General features: G+C 68.2%; 13 protein-coding genes. 6 read left to right on the forward strand and 7 right to left on the reverse strand.

Features of this window, described 5'->3' with window-relative positions; genetic code table 11:
• The first annotated feature begins 3 nt into the window (after nt 1-3).
• The gene (erpA, locus tag AC6CR5_RS23565) at nt 4-375 is read left to right on the forward strand and encodes an iron-sulfur cluster insertion protein ErpA (protein ID WP_006388644.1); all 372 of its coding nucleotides are present in this window, start codon (nt 4-6) and stop codon (nt 373-375) included.
• Between the two features lie 105 nt (nt 376-480).
• On the opposite strand, the gene AC6CR5_RS23570 is transcribed toward erpA, so the two are convergent.
• Both AC6CR5_RS23570 and AC6CR5_RS23575 read right to left on the reverse strand, forming a co-directional pair.
• Complete coding sequence (locus AC6CR5_RS23570) at nt 481-1,590, reverse strand: anhydro-N-acetylmuramic acid kinase (protein ID WP_024067699.1); 1,110 nt, start codon at nt 1,588-1,590, stop codon at nt 481-483.
• Nucleotides 1,591-1,668: 78 nt separating this feature from the next.
• A complete protein-coding gene (locus AC6CR5_RS23575; RefSeq protein ID WP_026383217.1) occupies nt 1,669-3,078 on the reverse strand; it encodes a M23 family metallopeptidase in 1,410 nt (469 codons plus the stop codon).
• 257 nt (nt 3,079-3,335) lie between these two features.
• On the opposite strand from AC6CR5_RS23575, the gene tyrS reads away from it, so the two are divergent.
• Nucleotides 3,336-4,565, forward strand: a complete 1,230-nt coding sequence (gene tyrS / locus AC6CR5_RS23580) for a tyrosine--tRNA ligase (RefSeq protein WP_024067702.1) — start codon at nt 3,336-3,338, stop codon at nt 4,563-4,565.
• 72 nt (nt 4,566-4,637) lie between these two features.
• On the forward strand, nt 4,638-5,294 hold the full coding sequence (locus tag AC6CR5_RS23585; RefSeq protein ID WP_006388648.1) for a YbhB/YbcL family Raf kinase inhibitor-like protein: 657 nt from the start codon (nt 4,638-4,640) through the stop codon (nt 5,292-5,294).
• Nucleotides 5,295-5,373: 79 nt separating this feature from the next.
• Here the strand turns inward: AC6CR5_RS23585 and AC6CR5_RS23590 are convergent, their stop codons facing one another.
• Entirely contained in the window at nt 5,374-6,012 is a 639-nt protein-coding gene (locus tag AC6CR5_RS23590; protein ID WP_448684640.1) for a LysE family translocator, read from the reverse strand.
• A 205-nt stretch (nt 6,013-6,217) separates the two neighbouring features.
• Here AC6CR5_RS23590 and glyA point away from each other — a divergent pair, with 205 nt between their 5' ends.
• Nucleotides 6,218-7,468 carry a serine hydroxymethyltransferase gene (glyA, locus tag AC6CR5_RS23595; protein ID WP_006388650.1) on the forward strand — a complete coding sequence of 417 codons (1,251 nt, stop codon included), beginning with the start codon at nt 6,218-6,220 and terminating at the stop codon, nt 7,466-7,468.
• A gap of 206 nt (nt 7,469-7,674) precedes the next feature.
• Nucleotides 7,675-8,154, forward strand: a complete 480-nt coding sequence (gene nrdR, locus AC6CR5_RS23600; RefSeq protein WP_006388651.1) for a transcriptional regulator NrdR — start codon at nt 7,675-7,677, stop codon at nt 8,152-8,154.
• Nucleotides 8,155-8,201: 47 nt separating this feature from the next.
• Here the strand turns inward: nrdR and AC6CR5_RS23605 are convergent, their stop codons facing one another.
• Nucleotides 8,202-9,161: a GlxA family transcriptional regulator gene (locus AC6CR5_RS23605; RefSeq protein WP_020925249.1), complete on the reverse strand. Its 960-nt coding sequence runs from the start codon at nt 9,159-9,161 to the stop codon at nt 8,202-8,204.
• A gap of 12 nt (nt 9,162-9,173) precedes the next feature.
• Nucleotides 9,174-9,743, reverse strand: a complete 570-nt coding sequence (locus tag AC6CR5_RS23610; RefSeq protein WP_047993362.1) for a cysteine hydrolase family protein — start codon at nt 9,741-9,743, stop codon at nt 9,174-9,176.
• Nucleotides 9,744-9,983: 240 nt separating this feature from the next.
• On the opposite strand from AC6CR5_RS23610, the gene ribD reads away from it, so the two are divergent.
• A complete protein-coding gene (ribD, locus tag AC6CR5_RS23615; RefSeq protein ID WP_085941813.1) occupies nt 9,984-11,105 on the forward strand; it encodes a bifunctional diaminohydroxyphosphoribosylaminopyrimidine deaminase/5-amino-6-(5-phosphoribosylamino)uracil reductase RibD in 1,122 nt (373 codons plus the stop codon).
• Here the strand turns inward: ribD and AC6CR5_RS23620 are convergent.
• Complete coding sequence (locus AC6CR5_RS23620; RefSeq protein ID WP_054441081.1) at nt 11,102-13,558, reverse strand: hypothetical protein; 2,457 nt, start codon at nt 13,556-13,558, stop codon at nt 11,102-11,104. The genes ribD and AC6CR5_RS23620 overlap by 4 nt on opposite strands.
• Entirely contained in the window at nt 13,545-14,741 is a 1,197-nt protein-coding gene (locus AC6CR5_RS23625; protein ID WP_020925246.1) for a DUF3142 domain-containing protein, read from the reverse strand. The genes AC6CR5_RS23620 and AC6CR5_RS23625 overlap by 14 nt, the downstream gene beginning before the upstream one ends.
• Nucleotides 14,742-15,351 lie beyond the last annotated feature (610 nt).

The following is a 15,351-nucleotide window of genomic DNA, read 5'->3' on the forward strand; positions in this document are numbered from 1 at the left end:
ATCATGAATGCAGTGACCGAAACTGTCGACCTGCAGGCCGCCCCGCCTGCTCCCCTGGTGTTCACCGACTCGGCTGCCGCCAAGGTCAAGGACCTGCTGGCCGAGGAAGGCAACCCCGAGCTGAAGCTGCGCGTGTTCGTGCAGGGCGGCGGCTGTTCGGGTTTCCAGTACGGTTTCACGTTCGACGAAGTCGTCAACGAAGACGACACCGTGCTGGACAAGGCCGGCGTGCAACTGCTGGTTGACCCCATGAGCTTCCAGTACCTGGTCGGCGCCGAGATCGACTACAAGGAAGACCTGGAAGGCGCCCAGTTCGTCATCCGCAATCCCAACGCCAGCACCACCTGCGGCTGCGGCTCGTCGTTCTCGGTGTAAGCCGGTAGCGGCATTGCGCCGCGATGGCGGCGGGCCACGCCCGCTCGGCCACAAAAAAAGCCCTTCGGTTTTCCGAGGGGCTTTTTGTCGTGCGGGCGGCGCGCGTCAGGCGGGATACAAGGCGCCCAGGATGCGCGCGCCACGCGCACCGGTGACGCCGGGCAGGCCGGCGGGGCGGCGCGCCAGGAAGGCCTGGGCCAGCCAGGCGAACGCCAGCGCCTCCACCTGTTGCGCCGGGACGCCCAGCGCGTCGGTGGCATGCACCGGGCGCTGCAGGCAATACGCCAACTCACGCATCAGTCCGGGGTTGCAGGCGCCGCCGCCGCAGACATAGAGCTCGCGCACGTCCGTGCCGGCGGCGTCGATGGCGTTGGCGACTGTGCGGGCCGTCAGGCGTTGCAGGGTGGCCTGCACGTCCTGCGGCGCCGGCCTGGGACCATCGTAGGCGGCCAGCCGGTCGTCCAGCCAGCGCATGTTGAACAGGTCGCGGCCGGTCGATTTGGGCGGCGGCAGCGCGAACCACGGTTCGCTCGCGATCAGTTGTTCCAGCAGCGGCGCCAGCACCTGGCCGCTGGCGGCCCAGCGGCCGTCGGCGTCATAGGACTGGCCCAGGTGCCGCTGGCACCAGCCATCCAGGAAGACATTGGCCGGGCCCGTGTCGAAGCCGCGTGGCGGCTGGTCCGGCGCCAGCAGCGTGACGTTGGCGATGCCGCCCAGGTTCAGCACCGCGCGGCCTTGCGGCGCGCCGAACACGGCCGCGTGGAAGGGCGGCACCAGCGGCGCGCCCTGGCCGCCGGCGGCCACGTCGCGGCTGCGGAAGTCCGCCACCACGTCGATGCCGGTCAGCTCCGCCAGCAGGGCGGGCGCGTTCAATTGCACGGTATAGCCGCTGTCGGGGCGGTGGCGTACCGTCTGGCCATGGGCGCCGATGGCGGCAACGTCCCGCGCTTGCAGCTTGGCGCCGGCCAGCAGGTCCGCCACCACCTGCGCATACAGGCGGGCCAGTTCGTTGGCGGCGAGCGCGGCGCGGGCCAATTCGTCGTCGCCGGCAAGGTTCAGGGCCAGGAACTCGGCCCGCAGCGCGGCGGGCATTGACAGGCTGGCGCTGGCCAGCACCTGCGGCGGCTGGCCGTCGCGCAGTCGCGCCAGGACACCGTCGACGCCGTCCACGCTGGTGCCAGACATCAGGCCGATGAAATGCTGGGGTGTCGTCATGTCAAAAGCCGCCTGTAAAAAAGCGGCCCGGCATCGAGATGCGCGGGCCGCCTTGCGGATGCGTGATGCAGGTCCGGCTCAGCGGCTGGCCACGTTGGTCAGCGCGTCCGGCAGGGTCTGCTGGAATTCGGTGAGCAGCTGGATCTGCTGCTTGTACGGCGCCACGGCCTGATTGAAGGCGCGGATTTCGGCCGGTTCCAGGGCGCGGGCGACGGGCAGGTCGACCGACAACGGGTCGATCGGCTGGTTGTCGACGCGGAATTCGTAGTGCAGGTGCGGACCGGTGGCCCAGCCGGTGGCGCCGACGTAGCCGATCAGTTGCCCTTGCGAGATCTTGCTGCCCTTGGTGATACCTTCGGCGATGCGGCTCTGGTGCGCGTAGAGCGTCGAGTACTTGCCGTGGTGCTTGACGATGACCACGTTGCCATAGCCGTTCTGCCAGCCGGCGAATTCCACCGTGCCGTCGGCCGTGGAGTGGATCGGCGTGCCTGATGGCGCGGCATAGTCCACGCCCTTGTGCCCCGTCCAGGTCTTGTGGATGGGGTGCATGCGCATGCCGAACGTCGAGCTGATGCGGCTGAACTTCAGGGCGGTGCGCAGGAACGCGCCGCGCAGGCTGGTGCCGTCGAAGTCGTAGTACGAGCCGGTCTTGTTGTCGGCGCTGAACCAGACGGCGGAGTAGGTCTTGCCGCCGTTGATGAATTCCAGGGCCAGCACGCGGCCGGCGCCGGCGTAGCGGCCATCGTGCGAGCGCACTTCGTAGACCACGCGGAACTGGTCGCCCTGGCGCAGGTCGCGCAGGAAGTCGATCTTGGCGCTGAGGATGTCGGCCATCTGCATGGTGACCGAATCGGGGATGCCGGCGGCATCGGTGGCGCCGAACAGCGAGGACCGGATCGTGCCCACGGCGACGCGGGTTTGGCGATCGGTGCTTTCGGTGATTTCCTCGGCCTTGTAGCCGTCGTCGGTGCGCGCCACGTGCAGCATGCGGGTGACGACCTGGCCGTCGGCCTCGTTACCCGGGGTGTGGATGTAGCGCAGCCAGATCAGGTTGCCTTCGGCGTCGGTCGCGGCCTGCACCGACCGGCCCGGGTACAGCTTGTAGATGCTGCGCGCGCTGGCGTCGTGGGTCAGGAAGGTCTGCAGGTCCGGGGAGTCCAGCTCCAGGCGCTGCAGCACGGCGGCCAGCGTGTCGCCCGCGCGGATGCGGGTTTCGCTGATGTAGGGCGCGGCGCTGGGGGTGCTGACTTCGACCTGTTCGGTGGTCAGCGGCAGGATGCTCTGGATGACGCGGGACGGGGGGAGTTCGCTGCGGTCGGGTTGCTGCACCATGCCCAAGGCGGCGGCGCCGGCAAACAGACCCATGGCGGTGACGAGGAGAGTGCGGCGGAAAAGTCCCGAGCGATGCGGCTTGGGCTCGACGGGCGCAAATACGGCGGCAACTTTGCGTTTGATGCTACTCGCCAGGTCGTGGAGGCCACGATTCATCGTGAAGATACCCTCTCAGGTGGCATGAGCTCGCAGGGTGCGTGACACGAACGGCCCCCGCGCGCCACGTTTTCCGGGGCAAGGGCTGGCGCGGGGCGCATCTTGTGAACAACGGGTGGTAACCGGAGCACAACTGCGTATATATGACAGTTGCGTATGATTAGGGCGGTATCCTAGCTGATTCGGCTAGAATTTTCGATAGTTTTCGTCACTTTTTACACCTTTTTATCGGCTGAAGCCGTTGCGGCCCCCCAAAAATGTCACCCTCCGAAGCCCCCATCACCCCCGAAGTCGAAGCCGATCTGCGTATTGCCAAGCGCGGATGCGATGAGTTGCTGGTCGAAGCCGAATTCGCCCGCAAGCTGGCCCGCAGCCGCGCCACCGGCGTGCCGCTGCGCATCAAGCTGGGGCTGGACCCGACCGCGCCGGACATCCACCTGGGCCACACGGTGGTGCTCAACAAGATGCGCCAGTTGCAGGACCTGGGCCATGAGGTCATCTTCCTGATCGGCGACTTCACCTCGACCATCGGCGATCCCAGCGGCCGCAACAGCACCCGCCCGCCGCTCACGCGCGAGCAGATCGAGGCCAACGCCAAGACCTACTATGCGCAGGCCAGCCTGGTGCTGGATCCGGCGCGCACCGAGATCCGTTACAACTCGGAGTGGTGCGACCCGCTGGGCGCGCGCGGCATGATCCAGCTGGCGTCGCGCTACACCGTGGCGCGCATGATGGAACGCGAGGATTTCACCAAGCGCTTCAAGGGCGGCATCCCGATCTCGGTGCATGAATTCCTGTACCCGCTGATGCAGGGTTACGACTCGGTGGCGCTGAAGTCCGATCTGGAGCTGGGGGGCACCGATCAGAAGTTCAACCTGCTGGTCGGCCGCGAGCTGCAGAAGGAGTATGGACAGGAGCCGCAGTGCATCCTGACGATGCCGCTGCTGGTCGGCACCGACGGCGTCGAGAAGATGTCCAAGTCCAAGGGCAACTACATCGGCATTTCGGAGTCGCCCGATTCGATGTTCGGCAAGCTGATGTCGATTTCCGACACGCTGATGTGGCGCTACTTCGAGCTGCTGTCGTTCCGCTCGCTGGAAGACATCGCCGCGCTGCGCCAGGAGATCGACGGCGGCCGCAATCCGCGCGACGCCAAGGTCATGCTGGCCCAGGAAATCATCACCCGTTTCCACTCGGCCAAGGCGGCCGAGGACGCCCTGGCCGCGTTCGAGGCGCGTTTCCGCGACGGCGCGATTCCGGAGGACATGCCCGAGGTCAGCATCGGCGGCGCGCCGGTCGGCATCCTCAAACTGTTGCGCGAGGCTGGCCTGGTGGCTTCGGGTTCCGAGGCGCAGCGCAACGTCGAGCAGGGCGGGGTGCGCGTCAATGGCGACCGGGTCGAAGACAAATCGTTGCAACTGCCTGCGGGGACTTACGTGGTCCAGGTGGGCAAGCGCAAGTTCGCGCGTGTTAAGTTGAACCCATAATCGCGAAGATTTTGATACGCTGGAGGGACGTTCAAGGCTGGGATGCCTTCGCAGCACTTCAAGGAGCACGACATGAAACTTTCGAGTTTGTCTTTTTCCGATAACGAGTCGATTCCGGAGCGCTACGCCTTCGGCAAGATCGATGCGCAATCGCACGTCGCGCTGGCTGACAACTACAACCCGCAGTTTTCCTGGGACGACGTCCCGGCGGGTACGCAGTCGTTCGCCTTGATCTGCCACGACCCGGACGTTCCCTCCAAGCCCGACGACGTCAACCAGGAGGGCCGTGAAGTGCCGGCCGATCTGCCGCGGGTCGATTTCTTCCATTGGGTGCTGGTCGACCTGGCGGCCGACATGCGCGAAATCGACGAAGGCGCCTTTTCCAGCGGCATCACGCCGCGTGGCAAGGGCGGCCCGCTGGCGCCGCTGGATGCCCGTCAGGGCATCAATTCGTACTCGTCCTGGTTCGCCAACGACCACGACATGAGCGGCGACTATTTCGGCTATGACGGCCCGTGCCCGCCCTGGAACGACGCACTGGTGCACCGCTACGTGTTCACACTTTACGCGCTGGACGTCCATACGCTGAACCTGCAGGGTTCGTTCACCGGCGAGGACGCGCTGCGCGCCATCCAGAAGCACGTGCTGGCGCAGGCGTCGCTGACCGGCACCTATACGCTCAACCCGAAGCTGGCGCCCAAGCAGATCGGGGCGACCTCGGCGTCCTGATTCCTCGCGATCAGTAAAAAGGGCCGCATCAATGCGGCCCTTTTTTATTTCCCGGCCATCCGCCGGATGCGCGGCGCCTTCAGGCGCCGGCGCGTTTCAGGCGCAGCAGCGCCACGCCGAAGGCGACGAACACCGAGCCCACTACCCGGTTGATCCAGCGCAGCGCGCGTGGCTGCTGGAACAGGCGGCGGGCGCGGCGCGCCAGCAGGCCGTAGGCCAGCAGCGATGGCAGCGACAGGCCCATGAAGATGCCGGTCAGGATGAAGAACTGCGGCAGCAGCGGCTCGGCCGCGTTCAGGAACTGCGGGAACAGCGCGGTGAAGAACAGGATGGGCTTGGGATTCAGGCCGGCCACGAGGGTGGCCTCCAGGTACAGCGCCAGCGCGCCGCGCGGCGGGCGGCCCTGGCTGTCTGGCGGCGGCGCGGCCACGCTGCTGCGGCCCAGCAGGTGGCGCAGGCCCAGGTAGATCAGGTAGGCGGCGCCGGCGATCTTGAGGATGGCGAACAGCAGGGCGGACGATTGCAGCACTACGCCCAGGCCCAGCATGGCGGCGCCGGACAGCAGGAACAGGCCGGTGATATTGCCTAGCGACGACGGCAGCACGGCGCGCAGGCCGCCGGCGGCGCCATTGCGCATGGCCAGGATGCTGGCGGGGCCGGGGGTGACGACGCTGACGGCGGCGACCAGGGTGTAGGCGAGCAAAGTCTGGGTTTGCATGAAAGTTTCTCAAGTCGGATTGAGAGGGTTTTCCTGCCACGGATGGATCGCGGAAATTTCGCGCCCTTGGCGGGAATTTTGCCGCCATTCGGGGCATTTTGGCGACAGGGAAAGCGGCGGTACGCGGTAAACTATTCGTCATTATCCGGGTTTACCCACCCGGGCGCAGTTTTCTCCTCTCTTACCGCCTCAGGAACCCCCCGTCATGTTTGACCGCAACCTCACCCTCTCCAAGGCTGACCCGGACGTCTGGGCCGCCGTCCAGAAGGAAGACGTTCGCCAAGAGCAGCACATCGAGCTGATCGCTTCGGAGAACTACGCCAGCCCGGCCGTCATGGAAGCCCAGGGCACGCAGCTCACGAACAAGTACGCCGAAGGCTACCCGGGCAAGCGCTACTACGGCGGTTGCGAATACGTCGACGTGGTCGAGCAGCTGGCCATCGACCGCCTGAAGCAGATCTTCGGCGCCGAAGCCGCCAACGTGCAGCCCAACTCGGGTTCGCAGGCCAACCAGGGCGTGTACATGGCCGTCCTGAAGCCGGGCGACACGGTGCTGGGCATGAGCCTGGCCGAAGGCGGCCACCTGACGCACGGCGCGTCGGTCAACGCCTCGGGCAAGCTGTACAACTTCATCTCGTACGGCCTGGACGAAAACGAAGTCCTGAACTACGCCCAGGTCGAGCAGCTGGCCAAGGAGCACAAGCCCAAGCTGATCGTCGCCGGCGCCTCGGCCTACGCCCTGCACATCGACTTCGAGCGCATGGCCCGCATCGCCCACGACAACGGCGCGCTGTTCATGGTCGACATCGCCCACTACGCCGGCCTGGTCGCCGGCGGCGCGTACCCCAACCCGGTGCCGCACGCCGACTTCGTCACCTCGACCACGCACAAGTCGCTGCGCGGCCCGCGCGGCGGCGTCATCATGATGAAGGCCGAATACGAGAAGATCATCAACTCGGCCATCTTCCCCGGCATCCAGGGCGGTCCGCTGATGCACGTCATCGCCGGCAAGGCCGTGGCCTTCAAGGAAGCGCTGGAACCCGAATTCAAGACCTACGCGCAACAAGTGGTCAAGAACGCCAAGGTGCTGGCCGACACGCTGGTCAAGCGCGGCCTGCGCATCGTTTCGGGCCGCACCGAAAGCCACGTCATGCTGGTGGACCTGCGTGCCAAGGGCATCACGGGCAAGGAAGCCGAAGCCGTGCTGGGCCAGGCTCATATCACCGTCAACAAGAACGCCATCCCGAACGATCCGGAAAAGCCCTTCGTGACCAGCGGCATCCGCCTGGGCACGCCGGCCATGACGACCCGCGGCTTCACCGAAGCCGAGGCCGAGCTGACGGCCAACCTGATCGCCGACGTGCTGGACAACCCGCGTGACGAAGCCAACATCGCCGCCGTGCGCGCCAAGGTCAATGAGCTGACCTCGCGCTTGCCGGTGTACGGCAAGAAGTGATGCGGCGGCGGATCTTTCCCGCCGGCACATGACGAGGACGGCTCCGCAAGGGGCCGTCCTTTTGTTTTCGGGCCAATGGCGCTTGCGCGCCAGCGGTCATCGTGGCAAAAATAATAGGGACGAATTTGTCATGGTCGCCACGGATCGACTGTCGCCTCGTTACAATGTGGGCGAATTATTGCTTTCCGTGTTTTCAGGGATCACACATGCGGTGTCCATTTTGCGGCAACTCCGAAACGCAGGTCGTCGACAGCCGTGTCTCGGAAGAGGGCGACGCCATCCGTCGCCGGCGCCGCTGCCAGTCCTGTGACAAGCGCTTCACCACCTACGAGCGGGTGGAGCTGGCGATGCCGTCCGTGGTCAAGCGCAACGGCAGCCGCAGCGACTACGATCCCGCCAAGCTGCGCGCCAGCCTGAGCCTGGCGCTGCGCAAGCGCCCGGTCAGTACCGAGGACGTGGACGCCGCCGTCGCCCGCATCGAGGAACAACTCCTGGCCAGCGGGCTGCGCGAAGTGGCTTCCGGGCATATCGGCGAACTGGTCATGAACGAGCTGCGCAAGCTCGACAAGGTGGCCTACGTGCGCTTTGCGTCGGTGTACAAGAGCTTCGAGGACATCGGCGAATTCGTCGAGGCGATCCGCGAGATGCAGGGGCCGGTGCTGCCCGCCAAGCTGCGCAAGGAATGAGGGCGCTGCGCGGCGCCTGAGGGGCGCGGATTGACTCGCAAGGCGCGCTATAGCGCGGGTGTCCGCGCCATGCTGGGCGTCTGCGGTTGGAACCTGCGCCACACGCGGCGCAGGTGCTGGGCCGAGCCGAAGCCCGATTTCTCCGCCACCAGCTCCAGATTCAAGCGCGTTTCGCGCAGCATGTCGCGCGCCAGCGCCACGCGTATCTGATACAGGTAGTCCATGGGCGTGCAGCCTGCGTGCTCGCGGAACAGCCGCGTCAGGTGGCGCGGGCTGGTGTGGGCGTGTTCGGCCAGCGATTGCGCCGACCACGGCGCCGCCGGGTTGCGCACCACCGCGTCCTGCACGCGGTGCACGCCCGGATGCATGTGGTTGCGGTGTTCAAGCCAGGGCGACAGCGCCGAGTCGGTGCCGGCGCGGCGCTGGTACACCACCATGTCGCGCGCCACTTCGCTGGCCACGCGCGGGCCGCAATGGCGCGACACCATGTGCAGCGCCAGGTCGATGCCGGCGGTGATGCCGGCGCTGCTGACCAGGTTGCCGTCCTCCACGAAGATGCGGTTGTCGTGCACCCGGGCGCTGGGATCCAGGTCGGCCAGTTGCGCCAGGCAGCTATGGTGGGTAGTGCATTCGCGTTGACGCGTCAGGCCTGCCGCCGCGGCGAACAGGGCGCCGGCGCAGACCGTCATCAGCGTGAAGCCGTCGGCCGGATGGCGCTGCGCCAGCCAGTCGATGATTAGACGGGCCTCGGGTTCATCCAGGCGGATGTGCTTGCCGACCACGCCGGACACGATCACCAGCGCCTCGGGCGGCAGTTTCTCGGGTAGCGGCTGGATCCGGGCCAGGTGCAGGCCGGGAATGCCGCTTTCGACTTCGGTGGACGGGCCGCAGAAATGCTGGGCGAAGGCGTCCGGGCACAGCTTGTTGGCGACCCGGAACGCCTCGGCCGGCCCGGCCACGTCGAGCAGCACGATTCCCCGCGGCAACACGAAGTACACCGGAATCATGGCGGCGCGTCGTTATTGCGCGTCGGCGAAGACGTCGGCGGCGCGGGCGATGCGGGCGAAGCGGCCCTGCAGCACCAGTTCGGTGGCGTCGCGGATCTCGGCCGGCGTGTAGTGCTTGCCCGACGGACTCTGCATGGCGAAAGTCAGCGTGGCGTCGGTCGGGAACACCACCTTGAAGCCGTCGTCGCTGGCATGGCGGGTGGTGGTCTCGCAGCACTGTTCGGTGCGGATGCCGCTGACGATGACGCCCTCGATGCCGTGCTTGCGCAGCCAGTCCCGCAGCGTGGCGCCGTCGGCGTCCTTGGCGTAGAGGGACGAATGCACGGTCTTGTGGAACACGGCGTCGGGCTCGATGCGCAGTTCCTTGAGCGTCTTGACGTGGCCGGATGCCAGCGAGAACGGATTGGCCGGGTCGTTGGCGGCGCTGATATGGAACACCTGCAGCACCGGGATGTCGCGGGCGCGGGCGGCGTCGATCAGGCCCTGGAGTTGCGAGACGAATGCCGGATATTCCGACTCGTCCCAAAACGGACGCTGGCGGAAGGAATCCTGGACGTCGATGACGATCAATGCTTGTTTCATGGCGGCGGGCTCCGTGCCTTGGGATTTCGAGAGATACGTGGCGTATTGTGGGCCTGCCCCGGCGGCGGGGCGAGGCCGTCCCGAGACCAGCATCGGCCCAAAACGGACATGGCTGCCGGGCCGCTTGAACGATCATAGCGCGCCGGCGCGGGACGGCTAGCGCGGCGTGCCGGCGATCCGCCGCGGACATACAATCCGTGCATGATGAAGAACCCCAGCGAATCCGACGACCTGTCCTGGATGCGGCGCGCCCTGGCCCTGGCGCAGACCGTCATGTACTCGACGGCGCCCAACCCCCGGGTGGGCTGCGTCATCGTGCGCGATGGCCGCGTGCTGGGCGAGGGCGCCACCCAGCCTCCCGGCGGCCCGCATGCCGAAGTGTGCGCGCTGCGTGACGCGCAGGCGCGCGGCGAATCGGTGGCGGGCGCCACCGTCTACGTCACGCTGGAGCCGTGCAGCCATTTCGGCCGCACGCCGCCCTGCGTGGACGCCTTGCTGGCGGCCGCGCCGGCGCGGGTGGTGGTGGCGATCGGCGATCCCAACCCGCTGGTCAATGGCAAGGGGTTGGCGCGCCTGCGCCAGGCCGGTATCGCCGTCACCACCGGCATCTGCCGCGAAGAGGCGCTGGCCCTGAACGCCGGTTTCATTTCGCGCATGAGCCGCGGGCTGCCGTGGACCTGGCTCAAGATGGCGACGTCGCTGGATGGCCGCAGCGCCCTGCATAACGGCCTGTCGCAATGGATCACCGGCCCCGAGGCGCGCGCCGACGGGCATCTGTGGCGCGCGCGCAGTTGCGTGGTGCTGACCGGCATCGGCACCGTGCTCAAGGACGATCCGCAACTGACCGTGCGCAGCGTGCAGACGCCGCGCCAGCCGCGCCGGGCGGTGGTCGACGGGCGCTTCGAGATTCCCGAGGACGCGCGCCTGTTCGACGGCGGCGAGGTCATCGTGTTCACGGCGCGGGTCGACGCCGCCAAGCAGGCGCGGCTGGAAGCCAGGAACGTCCGCGTGGTGTCGATGCCCGCCGCCGAGCCCGACCGCGTGGACCTGCCGGCGATGATGCGCTGGCTGGCCGCGCAGCAGTTCAACGAAGTCCACGTCGAGGCCGGCGCCGGTTTGAGCGGCGCGCTGGTGGCGGCCGGCTGCGTCGACGAACTGCTGATATATATGGCGCCGATGTTGCTGGGCGACGCCGCCGGCGTGGTCAGGCTGCCGCTGCTGGAGCGGCTGGACGCCGCCCCGCGCTACGAATTCATCGAGGCGCAGCGGGTGGCGGCAGACCTGCGCGTGCGCGCCCGGGTGCCGGAGCATTGGCGCGGACTGTTGCGGCGAGTCGAATTGCCCGCCGTTCAGACGCCCTAGCGCTTGCCGCCGCGAGCCGCCGGGGTGGCGCTGCGCCAGGCCCACAGCGCGGCGCCGAGCGCCGCCAGCGCAAGCAGGCCGCCGGCCAGCAGCAGGCCCGGATGCTGCTGGCGCGCGCGCTCCCAGGCTTTCCATGCCTGGATGTAGTGAAAGCGCGCGGCCGACTGGAAGTCCGGTTCAGGGCATTCGCGGCCGAAGGTGTCGCTGAAGGGCACCCGGGCGCCCTGGTCCACGTAGCGCAGATAGATGGCGGAGGCGCGTTCCGGCGTGTCGTCGATGACGTACCGCGCGCCGCGGCACAGCACGGCGGCGAAGGCCTGCGAGCGGCTGGGCAGTTCGTCGGCCGCCTTCATCGCGTAGTCGGCGGCGATCTGGCGGTAGTGGTAGCGCACGTTGGGGCGCGCCTCGCTGGCGGCATAGCGCTTGCGTTCTTCCTGTGTCACATAGGGGCCCGGCAGGTCGGCCTCGGCGCGCTGCAGCGGGGTATCCAGCGGCATGCCGGCGTCGGCGCGGGCTTCGCGCCACCACGGGTTGGCGTCGCGACCCGCGCCGGCTGAATAGTTGCCGTCATAGACGGCGTAGTCCGGGCCCTGTTCATAGCCCATGATGCGGATGCCGTCGCGGCGCGCCAGCGTCGCCGCCTGGTACCAGGCCTGGGCACGGGCGGTGCGGCCCCAGGCGCTGCCTGCCGCTCGCAGGGCGTCGCCGTACCGGGCGGCGCGCTGGCGCACGTCGGACTCCTGGATCTTCCATGCGCCGTCGTCGTAGCCCCCGCTGGCAAAGCGCGGATCGGAATCGGCCGGAAAGTAGGGCAGGGCCTCGGCCACGCGGCCCTCGCGCACCAGGCGCCGCGCTAGCAGCTGGCGCAGGCGGTCATGCGCGGGCGGCGGATTCAGGCGGCTCCATTGATAGAACTGTTCGGGCGTATAGCGGCTGAAGCCGGCCGGACGCGCAGGCGCCGGCGCGGGCGGCGGCAGGCGGTCGACATAGGCCTTGAGCTCCTCGGTCGTGAGCACGCGTTCGGCCACGTAGGCGGCATCGTTCCAGTAGGGCGACAGAGGCCAGCCGTCATCGGCCGGGCTGGCGCCGTCGCGGGTCGCGGCGGCGCGGTACAGCTGGTCCAGCGCTTCCACGTACTGGCCGCGCGACAGCGACAGCACGCCTTGTTCGGCCTTGAGCAGGGAGGCCGATCCAGGTTCGAGACTGCCATCGGCCCGCGGGAATGCCGCGATCGCGCGGGCATAGGCCTGGGCGGCGAGTTCGTTGTCACCGCGGCGGATGGCCAGTTTGGCGCGCACCCACCAGGCCAATGCCGTGTCGAGCCGCTCGGCCAGGGTCTGGGCGAGATCGTAGCGGCCCACGCGATAGGCCAGCGCCGCGACCCGATCGGCATCGGCGATGCGTTGCGGGTCCTGGGTCTGCAACGCGGCCACGAGCGATTGCAGCGCCGGGTTGGGCGCGACGTTGGGCGCGCCGCCGGCGGCATCGGCCAGGCTCAGGCGGCCGGTCTGTTCGAAGTTGGCGAACGGGTCGCGGGCGCTGTCCGGCTTGCCGTCGACGATATCGCCGATACGGGCCAGGCCATACGCCACCAGCAGGCGTTGGCCCACCGGGTCGTCGATCAGGCGGCCGGCTCGCGCCGCCGACGCCAGCGCCCAGTCGGCGATCAGGCGCAGCGATTCGCGCCCGCTGATCGAGTCGCGGGCGGCCTGGGCGGCGTACAGGCGCACCGCCTGATGCAGGCCGGCCGGGGCGATGGCGTCCAGGCAGGGCGTTGCATTGACCACGTCTTCATACGCGCATTGTCCCAGGCTGCCGGTCAGCGACAGCCGCGCCTGCTGGCCGTAGCTGGCAACGGCCAGGCCGAGCGGATCGGGGGCGCCTTGCAGCGCCATCTCGCGCACGCGCGCATAGTCCTGCGCCGCCGAGCCCGGGTCCCCGGTTTCGGCCAGCATGTAGGCGGCCCAGACGCTGCGCGTCGCCGCCTGCTCGGCGGGCAGCGCCAGGATTGCCCGCAGGCGCTGGCGCGCCCGTTCCCAGCGCTGCTCGTGCGGGGCCTGCGGCGCTGTGTGGTAGTCGACCGCGGCCGCGGCATAGAGGCGGACCGCTTCAGGCAGGCCGGCGCCCGCGGCGTACGCCTGCTCGCCGTCCGGACGGGTGCGCATCAACCGCAGCTGGTCGAGCTGTGCCGGCGTGAGCGCGGGGTCGTAGGCTTCCGGGATGGCGTCGGAGCGGTAGCTGCCGTCCGGCAGCAGTGGTGATTCATTGGCGCGCAGCGAGTCCGTGGCGGGGACCAGGCGCATCGCCTCGTAGGCGAACGAATTGGCGGGCGTGCCCTGCAGCGTGCCGGCGCGGTCGTCCAGCAGTTGGGGCGGGAAGTCGGGACCGCAGGCAATGACGATGCCCGCGCCGGCCAGCAGCAAGGCGGCGATCAGCGATTTACGGTTGTACATGGAAGCTCGGGGTTGCGGCGTCACAGCGGATCCATCCTATGGCGCGTTCGGCGCCGGCGCGCAGCAGGCCATCCCGCGCGCGCCGAAGATACCCGCCCTGCCGATCATATTCAAGGGTATAGCCGTTGATGCCGTCGGCGGCGCGGCAGCGGGCGTCCAGCCTGACGATGAAGGGCAGCGGCGCATCGGTGTTGCCACGGTTGGACAGCAACACGTCGCGCGCCCCGCCCGGCCCTGGCGCAGCGGCCGCGACCGCGAGCGCCGGCGTCAGGGGGTGGCGCGCCAGCACCGCGCGCCAGGTCGGCAGGCTCCAGGCGCGCGTGTCCGCCTGGGTCGGCAGGCGGAACCAGGCGATGCCCGCCAGCCCGGCCGGCCGATCGCGGTCGAGCGTGGCGACAAAGGCCGCGATGGTGTCGGGCGCGACCAGCAGTTCCGCCGAACGGCCGCCCGGTATCAACGCAGGCCGTTCGCTTTCGACGGCGACGATCTGGCCTTGTTCGTCCCACGCGACGCGGCTGCCGTAGGCCGGCAGCGCCACCCGCCAGGGCTTTGCGGTGCGGTCGGCGTAGGCAGCGAGCCAGGCGCGCGCGCGCCTGGCGTCGAACAGCGACCCTTGCGCCGGATTCAATACGGCATGGACCTGTAGCACGGTTTCGTCCGGCACCGCCAGCAGCTCGGTCAGCGCGGCGCTTTCCAGCCAGGTGGGCAGGGCGGTGATGGACAGCCGCACGTTCTGTGGCAGGCGAGCCTTGAGCCTTGCCAGCAGCGCGGTGTAGGCCGGCAATCGCGCCGTGGGGCAGTCGTAGTCGATCTCCAGGCCGGCCAGCGCGATGCCGGCGCCGCGCCAGGCCGTGAGCATGGCGGCCGCGCGCGCGTCGATGTCGGCCTCGCTCAGGGCGCCGGCGCGACCGTCGAGCCGCAGTACCAGCACGACGGGACGCCCGGTTGCCGCCAGCGCGGCCAGATCGGGCGTTGCCTCGAACCAGGCGCCGTCGGCGCGCAGTTCGGCCGCCAGCACGCGCCACGCGCGCAGCATGTCGGCGCTGTCAGCCAGTGCGTGGTTCAGCGCGGGCGTCCAGCGCCGCTGCCAGACGTAGGCATCGTTGGGCAAGGGAGGGGCGTTGCGTTCGCAGGCTGCCAGCAGCAGCAGTCCGCACAGAACCGCCAGACGCCAACAGCGCATCGAAGCGTGGGCGATGCGCGGCCGATCCGGGACAGGGCGCGGGCGTGGCAACATGATGTGCGGACGGTGTTTGAAAAAGCGGCGCGCGGCTGCTGCTGCGGTGGCGTGATTCTATCCTCGACGGCGCCAGGGGTATTAGCACTCTCATCCCTCGGCTGCCAATCGATGCCGCGATAGCGCAGCGCGATCGGGTCGATAGCGTTTGCCCGCGCGGCTTGCGGGGTGATCGCAGCAAGTTTGAGAGCGATTTCCCGACGCCGCTCCAAGGGTTGTCGATTGGTATTTTTTTACCGTGGCGCCCCAAATGAATTGCCACAAAACCGTCAATTAGGCTTAAGCTAGGCCATGACTTGGCGCTACGCGCTCATGGCCCGATCCATAACCCGCCACGCGCCCTCGTCACCACGGATTCCAGTGTCGCGTACCGGCGCTTTCACACACCGGACCGATACTTGCTGAACGTAGTCGCTTTGCGCCGTTCAGACCGTTCGCTGCCATCGCATAGCGAACGCACCGGACCTGTTGTCCGGATCATAAGAATCCACCGGGATATCTCATCCCTTCAAATCATTGCTGACCATTTCATGCGTGGCTGCATCCTGCGCCCGTT

The organism is Achromobacter sp. EG18 (assembly GCF_059759395.1).